This window comes from Tenggerimyces flavus (assembly GCF_016907715.1).
Lineage (GTDB): Bacteria > Actinomycetota > Actinomycetes > Propionibacteriales > Actinopolymorphaceae > Tenggerimyces > Tenggerimyces flavus.
In genome coordinates, this window is sequence record NZ_JAFBCM010000001.1 from 3,194,701 (window position 1) to 3,213,071 (window position 18,371).

The window sequence follows — 18,371 nt, forward strand, 5'->3', positions numbered from 1 at the left end:
GGCTAGGGAATCAGCAGGAGCTTGCCCGTCGTGGCTCGCGATGCCAGGTCGGTCTGGGCCTTGGCCGCATCGGCCAGCGGGTACTGGCCGCCGATGCGGACGGAGAGCTTGCCTTCGGCGATCCAGGTGAAGAGGTCCGTTGTACGCGACACCAGCTCTTCGCGGGTTGCCAGGTAGTGGCCCATGGTCGGCCGCGTCAGGAAGACCGAGCCCGCGTTCTGCAGCTCCATTGGGTTGACCTCCCGCACCGCTCCGCTCGACGCTCCGTAGAGGACCAGGTAGCCGCGGCGTCTCAGCGCTTGCAGGCTGTGGTCGAACGTCGTCGTCCCCACGCCGTCGTACACGACCGGCACGCCGGCGCCTGAGGTCAGGGAACGAGCGCGGTCGACGAAGTCCGAGTACGACGCCACCTCGTCCGCCCCGGCGCCCCGGGCCAGGTCGGCCTTCTCCGGCGTCGAGACGGTGGCCAGCACGTGGCCGCCACGGAGCTTGACGATCTGGGTCAACAGCAACCCGACCCCGCCGGCCCCGGCGTGGACGACGGCCCAGTCGCCAGGGGCGATCGGGTACGTCGAGGTCGCGAGGTAGTGCGCCGTGATCCCCTGCAGCAGCACGGCCGCCCCAAGCTCGAACGACACCGACGAGGGCAATGGCACCACCTTGGAGGCCGACACGACCGCATGAGACGTGTACGAGCCCGAGGAGCCCTCCGCCCAAGCCACCCGGTCGCCCACCGCCACCGACGTCACCCCGGCGCCCACGGCAGACACCGTGCCCGCGCCCTCCGCGCCGGAGACGAACGGCGTCTCCACCTTGTACTGCCCCGACCGCCGGTAGATGTCGACGAAGTTCACCCCCGCCGCCGCGACCTCCACCACGACCTCACCGGCCCCCGGCGACGGATCCGCCAGCTCGACCAGCTCGAGGACCTCCGGACCACCCTGCTCCCTGACCTGTATGGCACGCATGTCCGCCATCCTTCCACCGCCCAGACGTCAGACGAATGAGTACGTTGGAGCCATGACCGACGGGCTGATCAAGGACCTCGCGGCGGGGATTCCCAAGGACGCCATCGTCACCGACGTGGACCTCCTGCAGAGCTATCGGAACGACATGGCCACGTTCTGCCCGGCCGGCACGCCCAAGGTCGCCGTGTTCCCGAGACAGACCGAGCACGTCCAGCACGTCCTCAGAACGGCCAGCAAGCACCACGTCCCCGTTGTCCCGCAGGGCGGGAGGACGGGGCTCTCCGGGGCCGCGAACGCGATCGACGGATGCATCGTGCTCGGCATGGACCGGATGAACAGAATCAAGGAGATCGACACGGCAAACCGGATCGCCGTCGTCGAGCCGGGCGTCCTCAACTACGAGCTCTCCCAGAAGGTCCTCGAGCACGGGCTCTTCTATCCGCCCGACCCGTCCAGCTGGGACATCTCGACGATCGGCGGCAACGTCGCCACCAACGCCGGCGGGCTTTGCTGCGTCAAGTACGGAGTCACCGCCGACTTCGTCCGCGGCCTCGAAGTGATCCTGGCCAGCGGCGAAATGCTCAAGACAGGCAGGCGCACCGCCAAGGGCGTCGCGGGGTACGACCTCAGCAAGATCTTCGTCGGCTCCGAGGGCACGCTCGGCGTCGTCACCGAGGTCACGCTCGCGCTCCTGCCGCAACCAAGCGAGCCAAGAACGGTCGCCGCCCTCTTCCCGAGCGTCCGCCAGGCCGGCGACGCCGTCGCGCGGATCATCGCCAACGGGCACCAGCCGAGCCTGCTCGAGTTCATGGACCAGGCCAGCCTCCGAGCCGCGAACGCGTACAAGAACTTCGGACTCCCCGAGACCGCCGCCGCCATGCTCGTCGCCCAGTCCGATGCCGCCCCCGAGCAGGCCAAGGCCGACATCGCCGGGTACGCGCGGATCTTCGAGGACGCCGGCGGCTTCGACGTCGCCGAGGCGGAGGACAAGGAAGAGGGCGACCTGCTGCTCGCCGCGAGGCGCGAGAGCCACTTCGCCCTCGAGCGCATCGGCACCGGCAGGCTCATCGACGACGTCTGCGTACCCCGCACCGAGCTCGCCGCCTTCGTCGAACGCGTAGAGGCCATCGCCACCGACGTCGACCTGCTCATCGCCGTCGTCGGCCACGCGGGCGACGGCAACCTGCACCCGAACGTCGTGTTCGAGGCCAGTGATCCGGCCCAGACCGAACGTGCCAAGCAAGCGTTTGCCGACATCATGGCCGTCGGCCTCGAGCTCGGGGGAACGGTCACCGGCGAGCACGGCGTCGGCATGCTCAAGCGCGAATGGCTGGCCAGAGAGATCGGCGAGACCTCGCTCCGGGTGCACCGCGAGCTCAAGAAGGTCTTCGATCCGCAGGGCATCCTCAACCCTGGCAAGGTGTTCACGCTCTGAAATAAGTCCTGAACAGTTCAACTGTTGTATTCAAGTACTGAACCCAGGTCCACCCACCGGCCAGATTCGCTGCGCACAGTGAGATTGTTGGGACTTGCAGTAGGCGTCGTGGCCAATTCGTGACCGTTGCCTTCCGGACTTAACGATTAAGTGCGTCCCATCTGTTCATAGTTCTGGTTTCGGGATGCGGGGAGTCGTAATCTGCTGGCAACCGTCACCCGATCACCCGGGGGTGCAATGTCGCAGTTCGTTGGTCGAACAGGCCTTCGGCTGCCGCACTGCCATCGGCGCGATGGACAAGAACAGGACCCCGATCGGTTCTGCCCGTCGACGCGGACAAGCCCTTGTCAGCGTCTACACGCATGAGCCAATGCGCGCGTGGAGGGAAACACAACGATGTCCGATCTCCCCAACAAGGCGCGGCCATCGCGCCGACAGTTCCTGGTCAACACGGCCGCCGTCGGTGCCGCCGCCAGCATGGCTGGCGTACTTGCCGCCTGCGGCGGGGGTAGTGGCGGTGCTCCCGGCGGAGGGGGCCAAGGCGGCAGTGGCGGCGCGAAGAAGCCGGCAGGCCGAGCTGGACAAGCAGGCGAGACGTTGTTCGTCGCGGGCTTCCAGTGGGGTCCGCCGACGAACTTCAACCCGTTCAACTCGTCGCCGGCGTGGCCCTGTGGTCAGCCCGGTGCGCAGTACGTCTTCGAGTCGCTCGTCCGCTTCAACCTGCTGGACGGCAAGCTCTCGCCCGGCCTCGCGGCCGAGTTCGACGAGAGCCAGGGCTCGACGTTCGTCGTCAAGCTGCAGCCGGACGCCCACTTCAGCGACGGCAAACCGGTCACGGCCGCCGACGTCGTGAACACGTTCGACATCGCGAAGCGCCACCCCGAAGTGTCGTACGCGGCCTGTTGGGACTACTTCGACAAGATCGAAGCGACCGACGACAAGACCGTCACGTTCACGCTCGGCCAGACGCCGTTCAACCCCAAGCTCGCCCGGTCGTACCTCGCCGGCACCGCGATCCTTCCGAAGCACGTGTGGGACGAGAAGGAGAAGTCCGGCAAGCCGATCACCCAGGACGAGAACAAGGACCCGATCGGCTCCGGTCCGTTCAAGATCGACAAGTACGACCAGACGCAGGTCGGTCTCATCCGCGACGACAACTACTGGGGCAAGACCTTCTACGGCGGCCTTCCCGGCCCCAAGTTCATCAACCACCCCATTTTCAAGGGCAACCAGGAAGGCGACCTCGCCCTGCAGCAGGGCAAGATCGACGTCTCCCAGCAGTTCACCCCGCAGATCTGGCAGATGTGGGAGGACCGGAAGCTGCCCGTTTCGACGTGGTACAAGAAGGAGCCCTACCACGTGCCCGGCAGCATCCCGATGCTCGTCATCAACATCAAGAAGAAGCCGTTCAGCGACGTACGGGTACGCCGCGCTCTCGCGTTCGCGATCAACTACCCCGACATCGCTGACAAGGCGATGTCGCGGTACTCCACGCCCGCGAACTCCAGCGTGATCCTGCCGACCGGCTCGGAGGAGAAGTTCTTCAACCAGGAGAACGTCGACAAGAACGGCTGGAAGTACGACCCCGAGCAGACCGCCAAGATCCTCGAGACCGAGCTCGGCGCGAAGAAGGGCAACGACGGCATCTACGTCCTCGGCGACGGCACCCGGATGGGCCCGTTCACCGTGCAGACGCCGACCGGCTGGACGGACTGGAACACCGCTCTGCAGATCGTGGCGAACAACGCCAAGGCCGCGGGCATCGAGATCAAGACGCAGTTCCCGCAGGCTCCGGTGGTCACGCAGGCCGTGCAGAACGGCAACTTCGAGCTCGCGCTGTGGTACATCGCGGGTACGGGTGCGGCCGCTCCGTGGCAGCGCTTCCGGGACGTCCTCGACAACCGGGGCGTTCCCGCTCCGGGCAAGGCGGCGTTCTGGAACTACGGCCGCTTCTCCGACCCGGCCGTCGCCGCGCTGCTGGACAAGGCAGCGGGTGCGACCGATGCCGAGCTGCCCGACCTCTACACCCAGCTCGACACGATCTACATGCAGAACATCCCGATGATCCCGTTGATGTACCGCCCGTTGGAGTTCTTCGAGTTCAACGAGTCGAACTGGAAGGGCTTCCCGAGCGAGGCGAACCCGGATGCACCACCGCAGTTCTCCGGTGCTGGCAACGAGTGGTTGTTCAAGCTGGAGCGGGTCAGCGCGTGACAGGTCGTGTCTTGCAAATAGCGCCGGTTTTGGCGCGCGGCGCCCCGCGCCCGGCTGGGCGTGGTGCAGGAGGAACTCATATTGGTTATATGGGTGACGATGTGCACCGCGTCCAGGCGGGATGTGGGGTGTCGCGCGGACGGCGATCTTTGCAAGACACGGCCTAAAGCTGGGGCTGGCGCTCATGACACTTCTGGGCGCCAGCCTCTCTCCACGCTCCAGACGGGTAAAGGGCAGGTGACATGGGTCTCCGGAAATACCTGGTCAGCAAGACGCTCTGGTATCTCGGCGCGTTGATCGCGGCGGTTTTGCTCAACTTCCTTCTGCCACGGCTGATCCCGGGCAACCCGGTCGACGCGATCGTGGCGCAGCTCGGCCGGGGCGGCGCGCAGGGCGAGACGCTCCAGCGCATCCACGAGCACTTCGTCCAGGAGTTCGGCCTCAACCAGTCGATCTTCGAGCAGTTCGTCATCTACGTGGGCAACCTGCTGCAAGGCGACCTCGGGACGTCGTTCTCGCTCTACCCGACGCCGGTGACGAACCTGATGGCGGACGCGCTGCCGTGGAGCATCGCGATCCAGCTGCCCGCCATCCTGATCGGCTGGATCGTCGGCAACGCCCTCGGCGCGATCGCCGCGTTCAAGGGCGGCTGGCTCGATCGCGGGGCGTTCCTCAGCTCGCTGTTCCTGTCGAGCATGCCGTACTACTGCCTCGCCGTGATCCTGCTCTACCTGCTCGCGGTGTGGTGGCCGATCATGCCGGCGAGCGGCGCGTACGAGTTCGGCGCGACTCCGGAGCTCTCGATACCGTTCTTCACCGACGTCTTACAGCACTACTGGCTGCCGTTCTTCTCCCTGGTGATCATCTTCATCGGCGGACAGGCGGTCGGCATGCGGTCGATGGCGATCTACGAGCTGGGCTCGGACTACGTCAACTACAGCCGCGGCCTGGGCCTCCCGGACAACCGGATCGTCCGCTACATCTTCCGGAACGCGATGCTTCCCCAGGTCACCGGCCTGGCCCTGTCCGTCGGCACGCTCGTCGGCGGGGCTCTCATCACCGAACTGGTGTTTGGCTACCCCGGCATCGGTAGTCTGTTGTTCAACGCGATCAGTACGAACGACTATCCGGTGATCCAGGCGATCACACTGCTCATCGCTGTGGCGGTGCTGATAGCCAACTTCGCGGTCGAGATCGCCTACGCGTTCGTCGATCCGCGGATCCGCGCGGCCCGGGCAGGAGAGCGGTGATCTGACGATGCGAATGATCCGCTTCACCCCAAGGTTCTGGGTCGCGGCTGTCGCTGTCCTGCTCATGGTCCTGTTCGGGTTCCTCGGACCCGTGCTTTTCCATGGCCAGTTGGGACAAACCGTCGGTGGCCTGTACGACCGGCCGTCCGGCGAGGCGATCCTCGGCACGGACAACCTCGGCCACGACGTCTTCATCAACCTGATGTACGGCACTCGGACGTCGCTCGTGATCGGCCTCGTCGCCGGCGCGATCGCCAACCTGATCGGCGTCGTCATCGGCCTGATCGCGGGCTTCCGGGGCGGGATCCTCGAAGAGGCCCTGATGGGCATCACGAACGTCCTGCTCGCGATCCCGACGATCGTCGTGCTGATCCTGCTCTCGATCGCGCTGGGCACGCGCAGCGCTGTCGCGCTCGCGATCGTCATCGGCGTGACGAGCTGGCCATGGACGGCGCGAGCGGTCCGCGCGCAGGCGAGCAGCGTACGAACGCGCGAGCACATCGACATCGCGAAGCTGTCGGGCGTGAACAACCTCAGCATGATCACGTTCGACGTGTTGCCGTTCCTGATGTCGTACATCGCGATGGCGTTCGTGCTGCACGTAGCGGGCGCGATCCTCGCCGAGGCGGGGCTGAGCCTGCTCGGTCTCGGCCCGAGCGACACGACGTCGCTCGGCACCATGCTGCACTGGGCGATCGCCAACGAAGCGGTACGCACAGGTGCCTGGTGGGCGTTCGTTCCGCCGACCCTGCTGCTGACGTTGATCGCGTTCACGCTGCTGATGCTGCAGTCCAGCCTCGACGAGGTCTTCAACCCGCGGCTGCGGCGCGGAACGACGGCCAAGCGGCCGCGGCAGACCATCCCGCTCGCCGGTGGCGCGGCACCCGTCGGCGCCGGTGCGCCACCCGCCGCCGCGACCGGGGCGCCCGAGGCTACGGACGTGGAGGTCGGTCGATGAGCGCGACGACGACGTGGGGTACGACGACCGGCAGCCTGCTCCGCGCCAGCGGTCTGCGCGCGGCGTACAGCACCGGCGGCGACACCGAGGTCATGGCCGTCGACGACGTCTCGATCGACCTGCGAGAAGGCGAAGTCCTCGGCATCGCGGGCGAGTCGGGCTCGGGCAAGTCGACGCTCGGCGCGGTGCTGTCGCTGACGCACCGGCCGCCGCTGTACGTGAAGTCGGGCGAGCTCGAGGTCGAGGGCGAGATCCTCCGGCTCGGCGCCGGCCAGGAGCCGCCCAGGCTCTGGCGGGGCAAGGTCGTGTCGTTGCTGCCGCAGGGTGCGATGAACTCGATCAGCCCGACGCTGCGCATTCGGGACTTCGCGTACGACGTGATCCGGGCCCACGAGCCCGGAGCGAAGCGGTCCGAAGCGATCGACCGGGCGCGCCAAAGGCTGACCCAGTTGAGTCTTCCGCCGCGCGTGCTCGACTACTACCCGCACCAGCTTTCGGGCGGCATGAAGCAGCGCGTGGTGACCGTACTGTCGACACTGCTCGACCCCAAGCTGCTGATCGCCGACGAACCGACGTCGGCACTGGACGTGTCCTCGCAGCGGATCCTGATCGAGATGTTGCGCGACATGCTCGAGCAGCGGATCATCTCCGGCGTCATCTTCGTCACGCACGACCTGCCGGTGCTGAACACGGTCGCGGACCGGATCGCGATCATGTACGCGGGCAAGGTCGTCGAGATCGGCGCGGCGCAGGAGATCATCAACCGGGCTTGGCATCCGTACAGCGGCGCGTTGCTGAACTCGGTGCTCGTACCCGAGCCGCAGGTCCGGCGTCGCCGGGTGGCAGGCATCCCGGGCTCGCCGCCGAACCTGGCGAACCCCCCGAAGGCGTGCCGATTCCACCCGCGATGCTCGTTGGCGATGGACATCTGTAGCGAGGAGGATCCGCCGGAGGTGGGCGACGAGCGTCGCTTCTCCGCGTGCTGGTGGTCGCAGAGCAACCCGGGCAAGTCGGTGCTGTCGGTGTCGGAGGTGGCGGGATGACCGCGGTGTCCGGGAACGGCTCTCCGCAGGCGAAGCCGCTGCTCGAGGTGTCCAAGGTCTCGCGGCACTTCGGGCACGGAGCGAACGTGGTGAAGGCCGTCGAGGACGTGTCGTTCACCGTTGGCCACAAGGAAGTCGTGTCGATCGTGGGGGAGAGCGGCAGCGGCAAGTCGACGCTGGCGCGGCTCGTACTGCGGTTGCTCGACCCGACATCGGGGACGATCTCGCTCGACGGGCGCGACGTCACTGCCCTTGGCGGCAAGGATCTTCGCGAGTACTGGCGGGATGTGCAGGCGGTCTTCCAGGACCCGTTCAGCGCGTTCAACCAGTTCTTCACAGTCAAGCGGCTCTTGCAGCGGTCGCAGAAGCTGCTCTCGGACAGCGGGCTGTCGGCCGATGCCGCGAACGCGCGGATGGCCGAGGCGCTCGGCCATGTCGGGCTGCATTCGTCCGACGTCCTGGAGAAGTGGCCGCATCAGCTGTCCGGTGGGCAGCGCCAGCGGGTGATGATCGCGCGTGCGTTGATGATGCAGCCGCGGATCCTGGTGGCGGACGAGGCGACGTCGATGCTGGACGCCTCGTTGCGGGCGAACGTGCTGAACGTGCTGGGTGACCTGCGCCGCGACTTCGACATGACGGTGCTGTTCATCACCCACGACATCGGCCAGGCCTGCTACGTGAGCGACCGGCTGCTGGTGATGTGCGAGGGCGAGCTCGTCGAGCAGGGACCGACGGACGACGTGATCTTCAACCCGCAGCACGAGTACACGAAGAAGCTGCTCGCGGACGTGCCCAAGCTGCACGAGAACATCCTCGACTGACGCGGTTTGAATGAAGGGTCCCTTCATACGAACCTATTGAATGAAGGTGACCTTCATTCAAACGACCTCGGCCCCTGCGCGCTGGCTACTTGGGCAGGCAGGAGCAGGGTGCCGGGGTCTGCGGTTTGCTGGCGGCTCGCTGGGGTGCGGCCTCGACGACCGGGGCGAGGCCGGTGGCCTTCTTCGCCGCGACAGTGACGGCGTTGGCGTTCGTACCGGCGCTGACGAGGACCTTGACGCGGTTGTTGACCAGATCGGCATAGACCGACACGATCCGGGCCTTGTTCGCTCCGGCCCAGGCGTGGTCGCCGGCGCTCAGCTTGTCGGCCGCCTGCTGCAGCGACTCCGCGCCGTCGGGCACCTGCGGCGAGGCCTCGGCGGCGGCCGGCTGGTCCGCGACCTGCGTCGCCCAACCCACCGCGCCACAGCCACTCGACGCGAAGACAGCGGCGAACGCGGCGACGGCTAGCGCGACCCTCCTCATGATCCGGAGTCTACGACCGCGTACCTCGAACCCCAGCCCGTTGGCGTACATCGGTCAACCTTCGGTAGCACTCCAGGCTCAGGGAGATCCCCCTAAGGGTGGGGGTAACACCAGCACGAAACCGGGGCTGAGCCGGATGTGCTGGTCAGGCGTAACTTCCTAGCGTTATGTGATGTGAGAAACAGACTGAGATCACTCGCGCTGGTGGGGACGCTCGCCTTCGGGACGGGCAGCGGAGTCGGGTACGTCTCGGCGTTGGACCCGCATCCCGAGCTCGGCGCCTTGCGGTACCAGGCCAGCGTCGTGGACGGCCGGCAGCTCCTCGCGCTCGATCCGAGTGGCGACGGGCGGGTCGTCGAGGCGTTCGGCGAACTGGACAAGGCGAAGCGCATCGCGGTGCTCGTTCCCGGGTGTGGCCCGTCGCTCGCCGACTTCACCAACAGCCCCTCCACGGCCTCGCCGCGGCGGAATGCCAAGGCCCTGCTGGCCGAGCTGCGCCGCACCGCGCCGAACGTACCGACCGCGGTCGTCGCCTGGGTCGGGTACGACACCCCGGAGGTCATCAACCTGTCGGCCGTCCGGTCCGAGCGCGCCGAGCTGGGCGCGCGCGACCTCGTCCGGCTGACGAAGATCCTGCCGGCCAAGGCCGACGTCTCGCTGATCTGCCACAGCTACGGCAGCGTGACGTGCGGGCTCGCCGCGAAGGCGGCCAAGGCAGAGAACCTGATCGCGATCGGCAGTCCGGGCATGGACGCGCCCTCCGCAGCCGCGCTGGAGACCTCGGCGCGGGTGTGGGCGGCGCGTACGGCCGACGACCCGATCCAGTTCGTCCCGAACGTGCGAGTCCTGGGCCTCGGACACGGGCCGAGTCCGACCTCGCCGGAGTTCGGTGCCCGGGTGTTCTCGACCGGCACGATCACCGGTCACGGCAGCTACTACCAGCCCGGCTCGGAGTCGCTGGCGAATATGGCGCGGATCGTGCTCGGCCGGTACGCCGACGTGACGCTCGCATCCTCGAAGGGTGAGACCCATGGCTGACGTCCTCACGCGCCCGCGGCCCCGGCGACGTTCCGGCTGGTCGGCGTACGTCGCGAAGGTCGACGAGGCGACTCCTGCCTCGCGGGACCGCGCGATCGACGGCTACCGCGCGCTCGCGACGCTCGGTGTGATCGTCGGGCACTGGCTGGTCGGGGCGCTGGTTCTCACGGCCGAGGGCCTGCAGATCTCGTCGCCGCTGCGGACTCTGGGGGCGCTGGCGCCCGCGAGCTGGTTCCTGCAGATGCTCGGTTTGTTCTTCCTGGTCGGGGGATTCTCGGCCGCACTGAGCTACACCCGGTCGAGTGGACGCGGGTCGACGTACTGGGACTGGTTGAAGGCCCGCTTCGTCCGGCTCGGCCGCCCGGTGATCGCGGGCGTCGCCTTGTCTGCTCTGGCGCTGACGGTGTTGGCGTTCACGGGCGTGCCGACCGGGTCGCTGCGGACGTGGCTCGTGCTGTTCGTCCAGCCCTTGTGGTTCATCGCGATCTACGGGGTGGTGACGGCGCTGACTCCGTACGCCTTCGCGGCGTCGCGTCGGCTGGGGGTGTTCGCCGCGCTGCCGTTGATCGTCACGGTGGCCGTGGTGGATGTGCTGCGGTACGGGCCGTTCGCGTCGTCGATGCCGTCGTGGATCGGGATGATCAACCTGTTGCCGGGGTGGCTGTTCGCGTTCCAGCTCGGTGTCTCGTGGGCGCAAGGACGGATTGACAGGCGGACGGCGTGGGTCCTGTTCGGCGGTGGCGTGGCGCTGTTCGCCTTGCTGGTCGGCGTTTTCGAGTACCCGATGAGCATGGTCGGCGTACCCGGCGAGGCTCGTACGAACGCGCACCCGCCGTCGCTGCTCGTCCTCGCGCTCGCCGCCGCGCAGTCCGGGGCCGCGATCTTGCTGCACCGGCGCGTGAAGGCGCTGCTCGAACGCCGGCGCGGGCTGTGGCCTGGGACGGCGTTGGTGAACCTGTCCGCGATGACGATCTTCTGCTGGCACCAGGTGCCGCTCGTGCTCGTCTCGCTGGCGGGCGGAGCGATCGGCGGCGCGGGTGTGGCGGGGCTGACCGCGACGCCGGACAGCCTCGGCTGGTTGGCGGCGCGGGTCGTGTGGCTGCCGGTGCTGGCGGTAGTGCTGGGGCTGATCGTGCTTGCCGTACGGCGGTTCGAGGGTCCCTGGACCGGGTTCGGGCGGACCGGCAAGCTGGCGGCCGTGGTGCTCACGGCCGGGTTCGTCGGGTACCTCGCGGTGCTCTACTGAGCGGGCTGGATCGTCCCGCTCACCTCGCCGAAGCCGATGCGGACGCCGTTCGGGCCGGGTGCCGTGGCGGTGATCGTGACCTCGTCGCCGTCGTGCAGGAACGTGCGTTCGCTGCCGTCGGGGAGGGTGAGCGGGTCGGTGCCGCCGAGCGACAGCTCGTAGAAGGAGCCGCACTCCTCGCGGGTCGGGCCGGACACCGTTCCGGAGGCGAAGAGGTCGCCGGTGCGGAGGCTCGCTCCGTTGACGGTGAGGTGGGCGAGCATCTGGGCCGGTGTCCAGTACAGGTCACGGAACCTCGGCCGTGAGACGGGTGTCCCGTTGAGTTTGAGCTCGAGGTCGATCTCGTAGCTGGCGTTGTTTTCGCCCTGGAGGTAGGGCAATGGCTCGGGGTCCTGAGTGTGCTTGGGAAGCTTGGCATCTTGGAGGGCGTCGAGCGGGACGACCCAGCTGCTGATCGAGGTGGCGAACGACTTGGCGAGGAACGGTCCGAGCGGGCGCCCCTCCCAGGCCTGCAGGTCCCTTGCGGACCAGTCGTTGACGAGGACTATGCCGAAGACGTGGTCCTCGAAGCTGTCGACGGTGGCGCGACTTCCTTGCTGGCTTGGCGTTCCGACGACGAAGCCGACCTCGACCTCGATGTCGAGCCGCTGGCTGGGGCCGTAGTCGTCGGCTTTGCGTTGGCCCTGCGGGCGGACGACCGGCGTGCCCGACGCCACGATCGTGCCGGCGCGGCCGTGGTAGCCGACGGGGAGGTGCTTCCAGTTGGGGAGGAGCGGGGGCTCGTTCGGGCGGAGGAACCTGCCGAGGTTGGAGGCGTGGTGCTCGGAGGCGTAGAAGTCGACGTAGTCCGCGACGTCGAACGGCTGGTGCATGGTGACTTCGTTCTGGGGGAAGAGGGTGAGCTGGTCGCGGTGCGCTTCGTCGGTGAGGAGCTCGGTGATGCGGGCTCGTACCTCTCGCCAGGCCGCTCTGCCCTGAGCGAGGAAAGGGTTGAGCGTCGGGGCTTCGAAGACGTCCGCGATGGGTGCGAGGTCGAGGACGTACTCGCCGATCGCGACGCCGCCTCGGGGTTGGTCGCCGTGGTCGAAGATGCCGTACGGGAGATTGTCGATGCCGAACGGCGAGCCAGCGGCTCCTGGAACCCAGCTCATCGGAGGAGTCCTAGCGTTCTGAGGTCGTCGACGGGTTCGGCGATGCTGCACGAGCCGAACGAGGTGAACCAGCGGCGCGTGGATTTCGCTGCCGCGTCGTCGAGAGCTTCTGCTTGTTCGGCGAGGACCGTACCGTCGCGTTCGGCGAGGACCTCGGTGGGGTTGGTGCCGTCGAGGGCGTGGCGGGTGGCGAGGAGGACGTTGAGGAAGCCGTGCTGCTCTGTGCTGTCGGTGGTGTTGCGGGCGGCGTGGTGGAGGCCGGCGGTGAGCTTGAACGGGAGCTCGCGGTCGAGGCAGGCCTCGATGAAGTCGGCGAGCTCCTGCTCGGTGGGAGGGCTGTCGCCGCCGGTGCGAAGCTTGGCGCGGTCGCCGGTCTCGGCGAGGACGTCGAGCGCGTCCTGCCAGCCGTACAGCCTCGGGACCTCGATGTAGGCGTGTGCGTGCTCTTGCAGGGTGCCGTCTTGCCTCGCCTGGTCGTACGCCATCGTGACGCGGCGGGCGTTCCTCGCCAGCTCGGGCTCGTCCCTGAGCGCGGCCTCGACGGCTTTGACCTGGACGTTCGCCATGCGGCTCGCCCACGTGAGGGCCGGCCCGATCGCGCCGGCGCCGCCGCTGACGATCACGCCGATGGCCAGGTCGGTGGGCGGCTGGAGGTCGGGCAGCCGCTGGTCGGAGACGAGGAACGGGCCGACCAGCTCCCCGTACGCCGCCCCTCGGTGCGCGGCGTGCCCGGGAACGGCCTCGCCGAGCGGCGCGTTCCCCGGCGGGAACATCGCCGCGTCGTCGATCAGGCGAGTGAACAGCGGGCTGACCATGCGCCCGAGCTTAGGGCGAAGTCGCCCTGTGGACATCGTGACCTTGCGTCGCTGGCTGAGGCATGATCAGTAGCGATGTCCGAGCTCCGCGACCCAGCCAGCGACCGTCCCGACGACCGGCCGCCCGATGCGCGCGCGCCGATCGACGCGGGCCGGACCAAGGAGGTGGACGCGGTCGCCGACGCGAAGTCCTTCGACCCCGCGACGCCGACGTACGACCCGCGCGACCACCTCGAGCCGCGCGAGAGCCGTGCGGAACCTGCCGCCCAGCTCCCCGATCGACCCACTCTCGTGGCCCTGGGTGCCAAGATCCGGGCGGAGTCGAAGGACCGTTTCGAGCCCTCGGACGCCGAGAAGCTCGCGGCCGAAGTCGACCGCCCCGCCCCAGCCGCCGAGCACCGCGACCCCGAACAGCTCCACCGCTTCGGCAACAAGAGCCGCGCTGGGCCGGTGAGGGACAGGGACCTGGGCATCGACTCGTGGGACAAGCTCGTCGGACCCTATGCGCCGACGAGCCCAGCTGACATCGTGCCCGGCGCGTCGACGTTCATCGATCCCCGGCATCCCGACGTGGGGATGAACGGTCCGTACCACCGGCTGCCGGTCGACTTTCAGCCTCCCGAGGGATCGGGTCTGGCGATCCACCGCGACGGGAAGGACGTCTCCCCGGACGCCCCGCACAAGTGGGGCCATCGCACGATCTACGCGACAGAGGCGATGACGGCGGCCGAGTTCTCCGAACGGGTCGCAGCCCTGCCGTGGGAATACGCCGACAGCATTCCGAGGGGAAGAAGAGGCAATGACGGAAACCGCTGATCTGTATGAACCGCTCCTCGCGGACATCCGCGACCTGTACGAGCAGGTTCGGCGCCGGACGAACCTACGTGGTCATGAGGACGAAGCCGTGCGCACGTACCGCGCCGCGCTCTGGAAGCTGAAGCTCAAGGGTCAGACCCTGCGGTATCTGGGGACGACCTCGACAGAGTTTACTGTCGCCTTGGTCGACGACCTGGTCATCCTCGCAGGAAACGACGGTGACTTCGGCGCGGTCGCGGAGCTGCTCGGGCGACTCGCGTACCACCATGCCAGGGAGATCGTTCCGCCGGCTGCGTTCAAGCGGCTGGAGTCCGAGGATCCCGAGCTCGACTCGCTCGACTGGTATCGGATGGCCGACCTGTTCGACTACCTCGGTCTCTACGACGCCCTGCGTGAGCTGATCGCGAAGGCGCGGGACCACATCGATGGGGATGTGCGGGGAGTCGTGGACGCCTACCCCGACGTCTGAGCAAACCCTGTCTGCTTGGATGTCCCGGTGAGCACACCGGGTGGGGCGCGGCGCGTTTATAGCGTGGTTGTGTTCATCGTGCTCGCCAGCCTGGACAACGTGACTATTGGGCTCGTTCCACCTCTCTACAGCCCCATTTCGAACGACCTTGGGGTCCGGGAAGCCGCCATCGGCGGCGTCACCGCGGGCAGCATCTTGGTGGCTGCGGTCGCGAGTGTGGGTTGGGCGTACTTCGGCGACCGGTTCAACCGCAAGCCCCTGCTGATGATCGGCACGATCCTCTGGGCCGCCGGTGCCGCGGCTACGGCGATCTCCGACAGCTATCCAGCGTTCTTCGCCGCCCAGGTGCTTGCCTCGATCGGGCTTGGCGCGGTGGCGAGCGTTGGGTTCTCGGTCGTCAGTGACCTCATCTCGCCCAAGCGCCGCGGGTTGGTGATGAGCTTCTGGGGCCTCAGCCAGGGCGTCGGTACGCTCGCCGGCACTCTCCTCGGCGGCGTGCTCGGGGCGGGGGACTGGGGGAGGCCGTTCGTCGTCCTCGCCGTCGTTGGCCTGGTGGCCACGGCCGCGTACGTCTTCACCGCCGACATCAAGCGCGGCGAGAGCGAGCCGGAGCTCCAGAAGATCTTCGAGGCCGGCGGGGAGTACGACCACCGCATCAGCACCCACGACCTCAAGGGCATCGCGCGACGACGTACCAACGTCTGGCTGATCCTCCAGGGCTTCACCGCGCAGCTCGTCTTCGGAAGTTTCGTCTGGCTGCCGAGACTGTTCCAAGCGAAGGCCGAAGCCCTCGGCTACACCACCGAGGTCGCGATCGTCATCGGCAGCATCTTCGCCACGCTCTTCCAACTGGGCGGCGTCTTCTCCATCCTCGGCGGCCTCGTCGGCGACCGGCTCCAACGACGTACGCCGCGTGGCAGGGCGATGGTCGCGAGCATCGGCATCCTCGCCGGCATCCCGTTCTACGTCATCTTGTTCTTCCTCCCGCTCGACGTCGACGTCCCCTCCGACGGCGGCAGCGGCGCGATCGCGCTCGGCGTTCTCGCGAGCATCTTCACCAGCCCCGTCATCGGCATCAGCTTCGTCGTCGCGCTGCTCGCCCTCGCGATGACGTCCGCGAACGCGCCGAACTGGTACGCGCTCGTCGCCGACGTCAACCCGCCCGAGCACCGCGGCACAGTGTTCAGCCTCGGCAACCTGGTGAACGGCGTCGGCCGCGCCGCGGGCAACGGGCTCGTCGGCGTGATCTTCCGGGCGCTGCAGTCCTCGTTCCCCCCGCCGCTGAACTTCGCGCTCGGCCTCGCGGTCTTCCAGGCGTTCTTCATCCCCACCGGCGTGATGTACTGGCTGGCCTCCCGTACGTCCCCCAAGGACATCGAGACTGTGCAAACTGTCCTACGCGAGCGCGCGGTGGTCGACTCGGCGGAGGCGAAGTCCTAGCCTCAGGGGGCATGACGTACTACCGCGCTGTCGGACAGATCCCGCCCAAGCGGCACACCCAGTTCCGCAAGCCCAGCGGCGAGCTCTACTACGAGGAGCTGATGGGCGAGGAGGGCTTCTCCTCCGACGCCTCGCTGCTCTACCACGTGGGCGTTCCGTCGGCGATCGTCGACAGCCAGGTGTGGACGTTGCCCGATCTCGCGACCACCGCGAACCACCCGCTCACGCCGCGACATCTCAAGCTGCACGGGCTTTTCGAGGGCCTGGACTGGAAGGCGAACGACGTCGTCACCGGCCGCCGCCTCCTCCTCGGCAACGGCGACGTCCGCATTTCCTACGTGTGGGCAGGCGAAGAGTCGCCGTACTACCGCAACTCGATCGGCGACGAGTGCGTGTACGTCGAGACCGGCTCGGCTCGCGTCGAGACCGTCTTCGGCGTTCTCGAGGCTCGTGCCGGCGACTACGTGCTGCTGCCGCGCGCGACCACCCACCGCTGGATCCCCACCGGCGACGAGGGCATCCGCGCGTACGCGATCGAGGCCAACAGCCACATCGCGCCGCCGAAGCGCTACCTCTCCAGGTACGGGCAGTTCCTCGAGCACTCCCCTTACTGCGAACGCGATCTGCACGGCCCGACCGAACCGTTCGTCGCCGAAGGCACCGACGTCGAGGTGCTCGTGAAGCACCGCGGCAACGGGCCGAGCGGCATCGTCGGCACGCGGATGACGTACGCGACGCACCCGTTCGACGTCGTGGGCTGGGACGGCTGCCTGTACCCGTACACGTTCAACGTCGAGGACTTCGAGCCCATCACCGGCCGCGTGCATCAGCCGCCGCCGGTCCACCAGGTCTTCGAGGGCTACAACTTCGTCATCTGCAACTTCTGCCCGCGCAAGGTCGACTACCACCCGCTCGCGGTCCCTGTGCCGTACTACCACTCCAACGTCGACTCCGACGAGGTCATGTTCTACTGCGGCGGCGACTACGAGGCCCGCAAGGGCTCCGGCATCGGGCTCGGCTCGATCTCGCTGCACCCGGGCGGGTACGCGCACGGACCGCAGCCGAGTGCGATCGAGGCGTCGCTGGGGGCGGAGAGCTTCGAGGAGCTGGCGGTCATGGTCGACACGTTCCGCCCGTTGGAGATGGGCGAGGCGGGCCAGGAGAGCGACGACGGCGAGTACGCGTGGACCTGGGCGGGTCGGCGCACAGGCGGTTAGGGGATGACGACCACCTTCCCGGTGGCTTGGTTGTCCTCCATGTACTGGTGGGCCTCGACGATCTCGTCCAGGCCGAAGACGCGATCCACGTTCGGCCGATAGGCGCCGGCCTGGATCTCGTCGACGATCCGTTGCAGGACGGGCGCGCCCGCGCTGCCTTTGAGGTCGTCGCTGTGGAACGACGTGAGCTTCGTGCCGGACGGGATCATCGCGATCGGCTCGAACTCGTGGATCAGCCAGCCGCTGAGCGAGCCCGTCACGCAGACCGTTCCGCCACGACGGACCAGCTGCAGCGAGCTCAGCGCCGTGCGAGCTCCGATCAGATCCAGCACGAAGTCGGGGCCTTCGGGCCAGATCGCATGCACCCTCCCTTCCAGGGATTCGCCTTCGTCGACCAGGACATGGTCGACGCCTGCCGCGGTCAACGCGTCGACCTTGCTGTGCTGCCGGGTCGTGGCTGCCGTCTCGATGCCGTGGCCAGAGGCGATCGACGCGGCTGCCATGCCCACTGACGATGTTCCTCCGCGGATCAGCAGCCGGCCACTATCCCTGGGTATGAGTCCGAACGTATCCAGGGATCCTTGCGCGGTGAGGTATGTCTCGGGTAACGCGGCCAGAACCTCCCACGGCAACGTGGAAGTGACCGGCATCAGCAGCGCGTTCGGCACCAACGCGTACTCCGCATAGCCGCCGTCGAACGCCCGCCCCAGCTCACCCATCACCACCGCCACTGTCGTCCCCGCCGCCACCAGCGGAGAGGTCGACTCGGCCACGACCCCCACGCACTCGATCCCCAGCACCCGCGGGAAGACCACGCTCGGCGAATGCCCCTGCCGGGTCCGGAGCTCCGACCGGTTCAAGCCCGCGCCACAGACCCGGACCAGGCTCCAGCCAGGACGAACCGCGGGCACCGGCACCTCCCGGAGCTCCAGCACCTCCGGCCCACCCGCTCCGACACAGACCGCCGCGCGCATCGTCGTCCTCATGCATGCCACTGTCGCCCATT

Annotated in this window: 17 protein-coding genes; 12 read left to right on the forward strand and 5 right to left on the reverse strand. The window is 67.8% G+C overall.

The features are described from left to right. Positions 1-2 precede the first annotated feature (2 nt). Entirely contained in the window at positions 3-968 is a 966-nt protein-coding gene (locus JOD67_RS14960) for a quinone oxidoreductase family protein (RefSeq protein WP_205118076.1), read from the reverse strand. A gap of 52 nt (positions 969-1,020) precedes the next feature. Between JOD67_RS14960 and JOD67_RS14965 the strand changes: the two genes are divergently transcribed. The 6 genes from JOD67_RS14965 to JOD67_RS14990 all read left to right on the forward strand — a co-directional run bounded on the left by JOD67_RS14965 (position 1,021) and on the right by JOD67_RS14990 (position 8,689). Beyond that, the gene (locus JOD67_RS14965) at positions 1,021-2,403 is read left to right on the forward strand and encodes an FAD-binding oxidoreductase (protein ID WP_205118078.1); all 1,383 of its coding nucleotides are present in this window, start codon (positions 1,021-1,023) and stop codon (positions 2,401-2,403) included. 396 nt (positions 2,404-2,799) lie between these two features. After that, positions 2,800-4,617, forward strand: a complete 1,818-nt coding sequence (locus JOD67_RS14970; protein WP_239553853.1) for an ABC transporter substrate-binding protein — start codon at positions 2,800-2,802, stop codon at positions 4,615-4,617. Between the two features lie 242 nt (positions 4,618-4,859). Then, a complete protein-coding gene (locus JOD67_RS14975; protein ID WP_205118080.1) occupies positions 4,860-5,867 on the forward strand; it encodes an ABC transporter permease in 1,008 nt (335 codons plus the stop codon). Positions 5,868-5,880: 13 nt separating this feature from the next. After that, a complete protein-coding gene (locus JOD67_RS14980) occupies positions 5,881-6,825 on the forward strand; it encodes an ABC transporter permease (protein ID WP_239553854.1) in 945 nt (314 codons plus the stop codon). Further along, the gene (locus tag JOD67_RS14985; RefSeq protein ID WP_205118084.1) at positions 6,822-7,868 is read left to right on the forward strand and encodes an ABC transporter ATP-binding protein; all 1,047 of its coding nucleotides are present in this window, start codon (positions 6,822-6,824) and stop codon (positions 7,866-7,868) included. The genes JOD67_RS14980 and JOD67_RS14985 overlap by 4 nt, the downstream gene beginning before the upstream one ends. Further along, entirely contained in the window at positions 7,865-8,689 is an 825-nt protein-coding gene (locus tag JOD67_RS14990; RefSeq protein WP_205118086.1) for an ABC transporter ATP-binding protein, read from the forward strand. The genes JOD67_RS14985 and JOD67_RS14990 overlap by 4 nt, the downstream gene beginning before the upstream one ends. 85 nt (positions 8,690-8,774) lie before the next feature. Here the strand turns inward: JOD67_RS14990 and JOD67_RS14995 are convergent, their stop codons facing one another. After that, the gene (locus tag JOD67_RS14995; protein WP_205118088.1) at positions 8,775-9,173 is read right to left on the reverse strand and encodes a hypothetical protein; all 399 of its coding nucleotides are present in this window, start codon (positions 9,171-9,173) and stop codon (positions 8,775-8,777) included. A 174-nt stretch (positions 9,174-9,347) separates the two neighbouring features. Here JOD67_RS14995 and JOD67_RS15000 point away from each other — a divergent pair, with 174 nt between their 5' ends. Together JOD67_RS15000 and JOD67_RS15005 are read left to right on the forward strand one after the other, a co-directional pair. Further along, entirely contained in the window at positions 9,348-10,211 is an 864-nt protein-coding gene (locus JOD67_RS15000) for an alpha/beta hydrolase (protein WP_205118090.1), read from the forward strand. Beyond that, positions 10,204-11,457: an acyltransferase family protein gene (locus JOD67_RS15005; protein WP_205118092.1), complete on the forward strand. Its 1,254-nt coding sequence runs from the start codon at positions 10,204-10,206 to the stop codon at positions 11,455-11,457. The genes JOD67_RS15000 and JOD67_RS15005 overlap by 8 nt, the downstream gene beginning before the upstream one ends. Here JOD67_RS15005 and fahA read toward each other — a convergent pair. After that, positions 11,451-12,608, reverse strand: coding sequence for a fumarylacetoacetase (gene fahA / locus JOD67_RS15010; RefSeq protein WP_205118094.1), 1,158 nt, complete (start codon positions 12,606-12,608; stop codon positions 11,451-11,453). The two genes, JOD67_RS15005 and fahA, sit on opposite strands and share 7 nt — an antisense overlap. Beyond that, positions 12,605-13,423 carry a hypothetical protein gene (locus JOD67_RS15015; protein WP_205118096.1) on the reverse strand — a complete coding sequence of 273 codons (819 nt, stop codon included), beginning with the start codon at positions 13,421-13,423 and terminating at the stop codon, positions 12,605-12,607. Before JOD67_RS15015 ends, fahA begins: the two co-directional genes overlap by 4 nt. Positions 13,424-13,498: 75 nt before the next feature. Between JOD67_RS15015 and JOD67_RS15020 the strand changes: the two genes are divergently transcribed. The 4 genes from JOD67_RS15020 (at position 13,499) to JOD67_RS15035 (ending at position 17,365) form a co-directional block, all read left to right on the forward strand. After that, complete coding sequence (locus tag JOD67_RS15020) at positions 13,499-14,239, forward strand: hypothetical protein (RefSeq protein ID WP_205118098.1); 741 nt, start codon at positions 13,499-13,501, stop codon at positions 14,237-14,239. Then, positions 14,223-14,708: a hypothetical protein gene (locus tag JOD67_RS15025; RefSeq protein WP_205118100.1), complete on the forward strand. Its 486-nt coding sequence runs from the start codon at positions 14,223-14,225 to the stop codon at positions 14,706-14,708. The genes JOD67_RS15020 and JOD67_RS15025 overlap by 17 nt, the downstream gene beginning before the upstream one ends. Before the next feature lie 63 nt (positions 14,709-14,771). After that, entirely contained in the window at positions 14,772-16,148 is a 1,377-nt protein-coding gene (locus JOD67_RS15030) for an MFS transporter (protein WP_307782400.1), read from the forward strand. Positions 16,149-16,159: 11 nt separating this feature from the next. Beyond that, positions 16,160-17,365, forward strand: a complete 1,206-nt coding sequence (locus JOD67_RS15035) for a homogentisate 1,2-dioxygenase (protein WP_205118104.1) — start codon at positions 16,160-16,162, stop codon at positions 17,363-17,365. On the opposite strand, the gene JOD67_RS15040 is transcribed toward JOD67_RS15035, so the two are convergent. Next, a complete protein-coding gene (locus tag JOD67_RS15040) occupies positions 17,362-18,351 on the reverse strand; it encodes a zinc-binding dehydrogenase (protein WP_205118106.1) in 990 nt (329 codons plus the stop codon). The two genes, JOD67_RS15035 and JOD67_RS15040, sit on opposite strands and share 4 nt — an antisense overlap. Positions 18,352-18,371 lie beyond the last annotated feature (20 nt).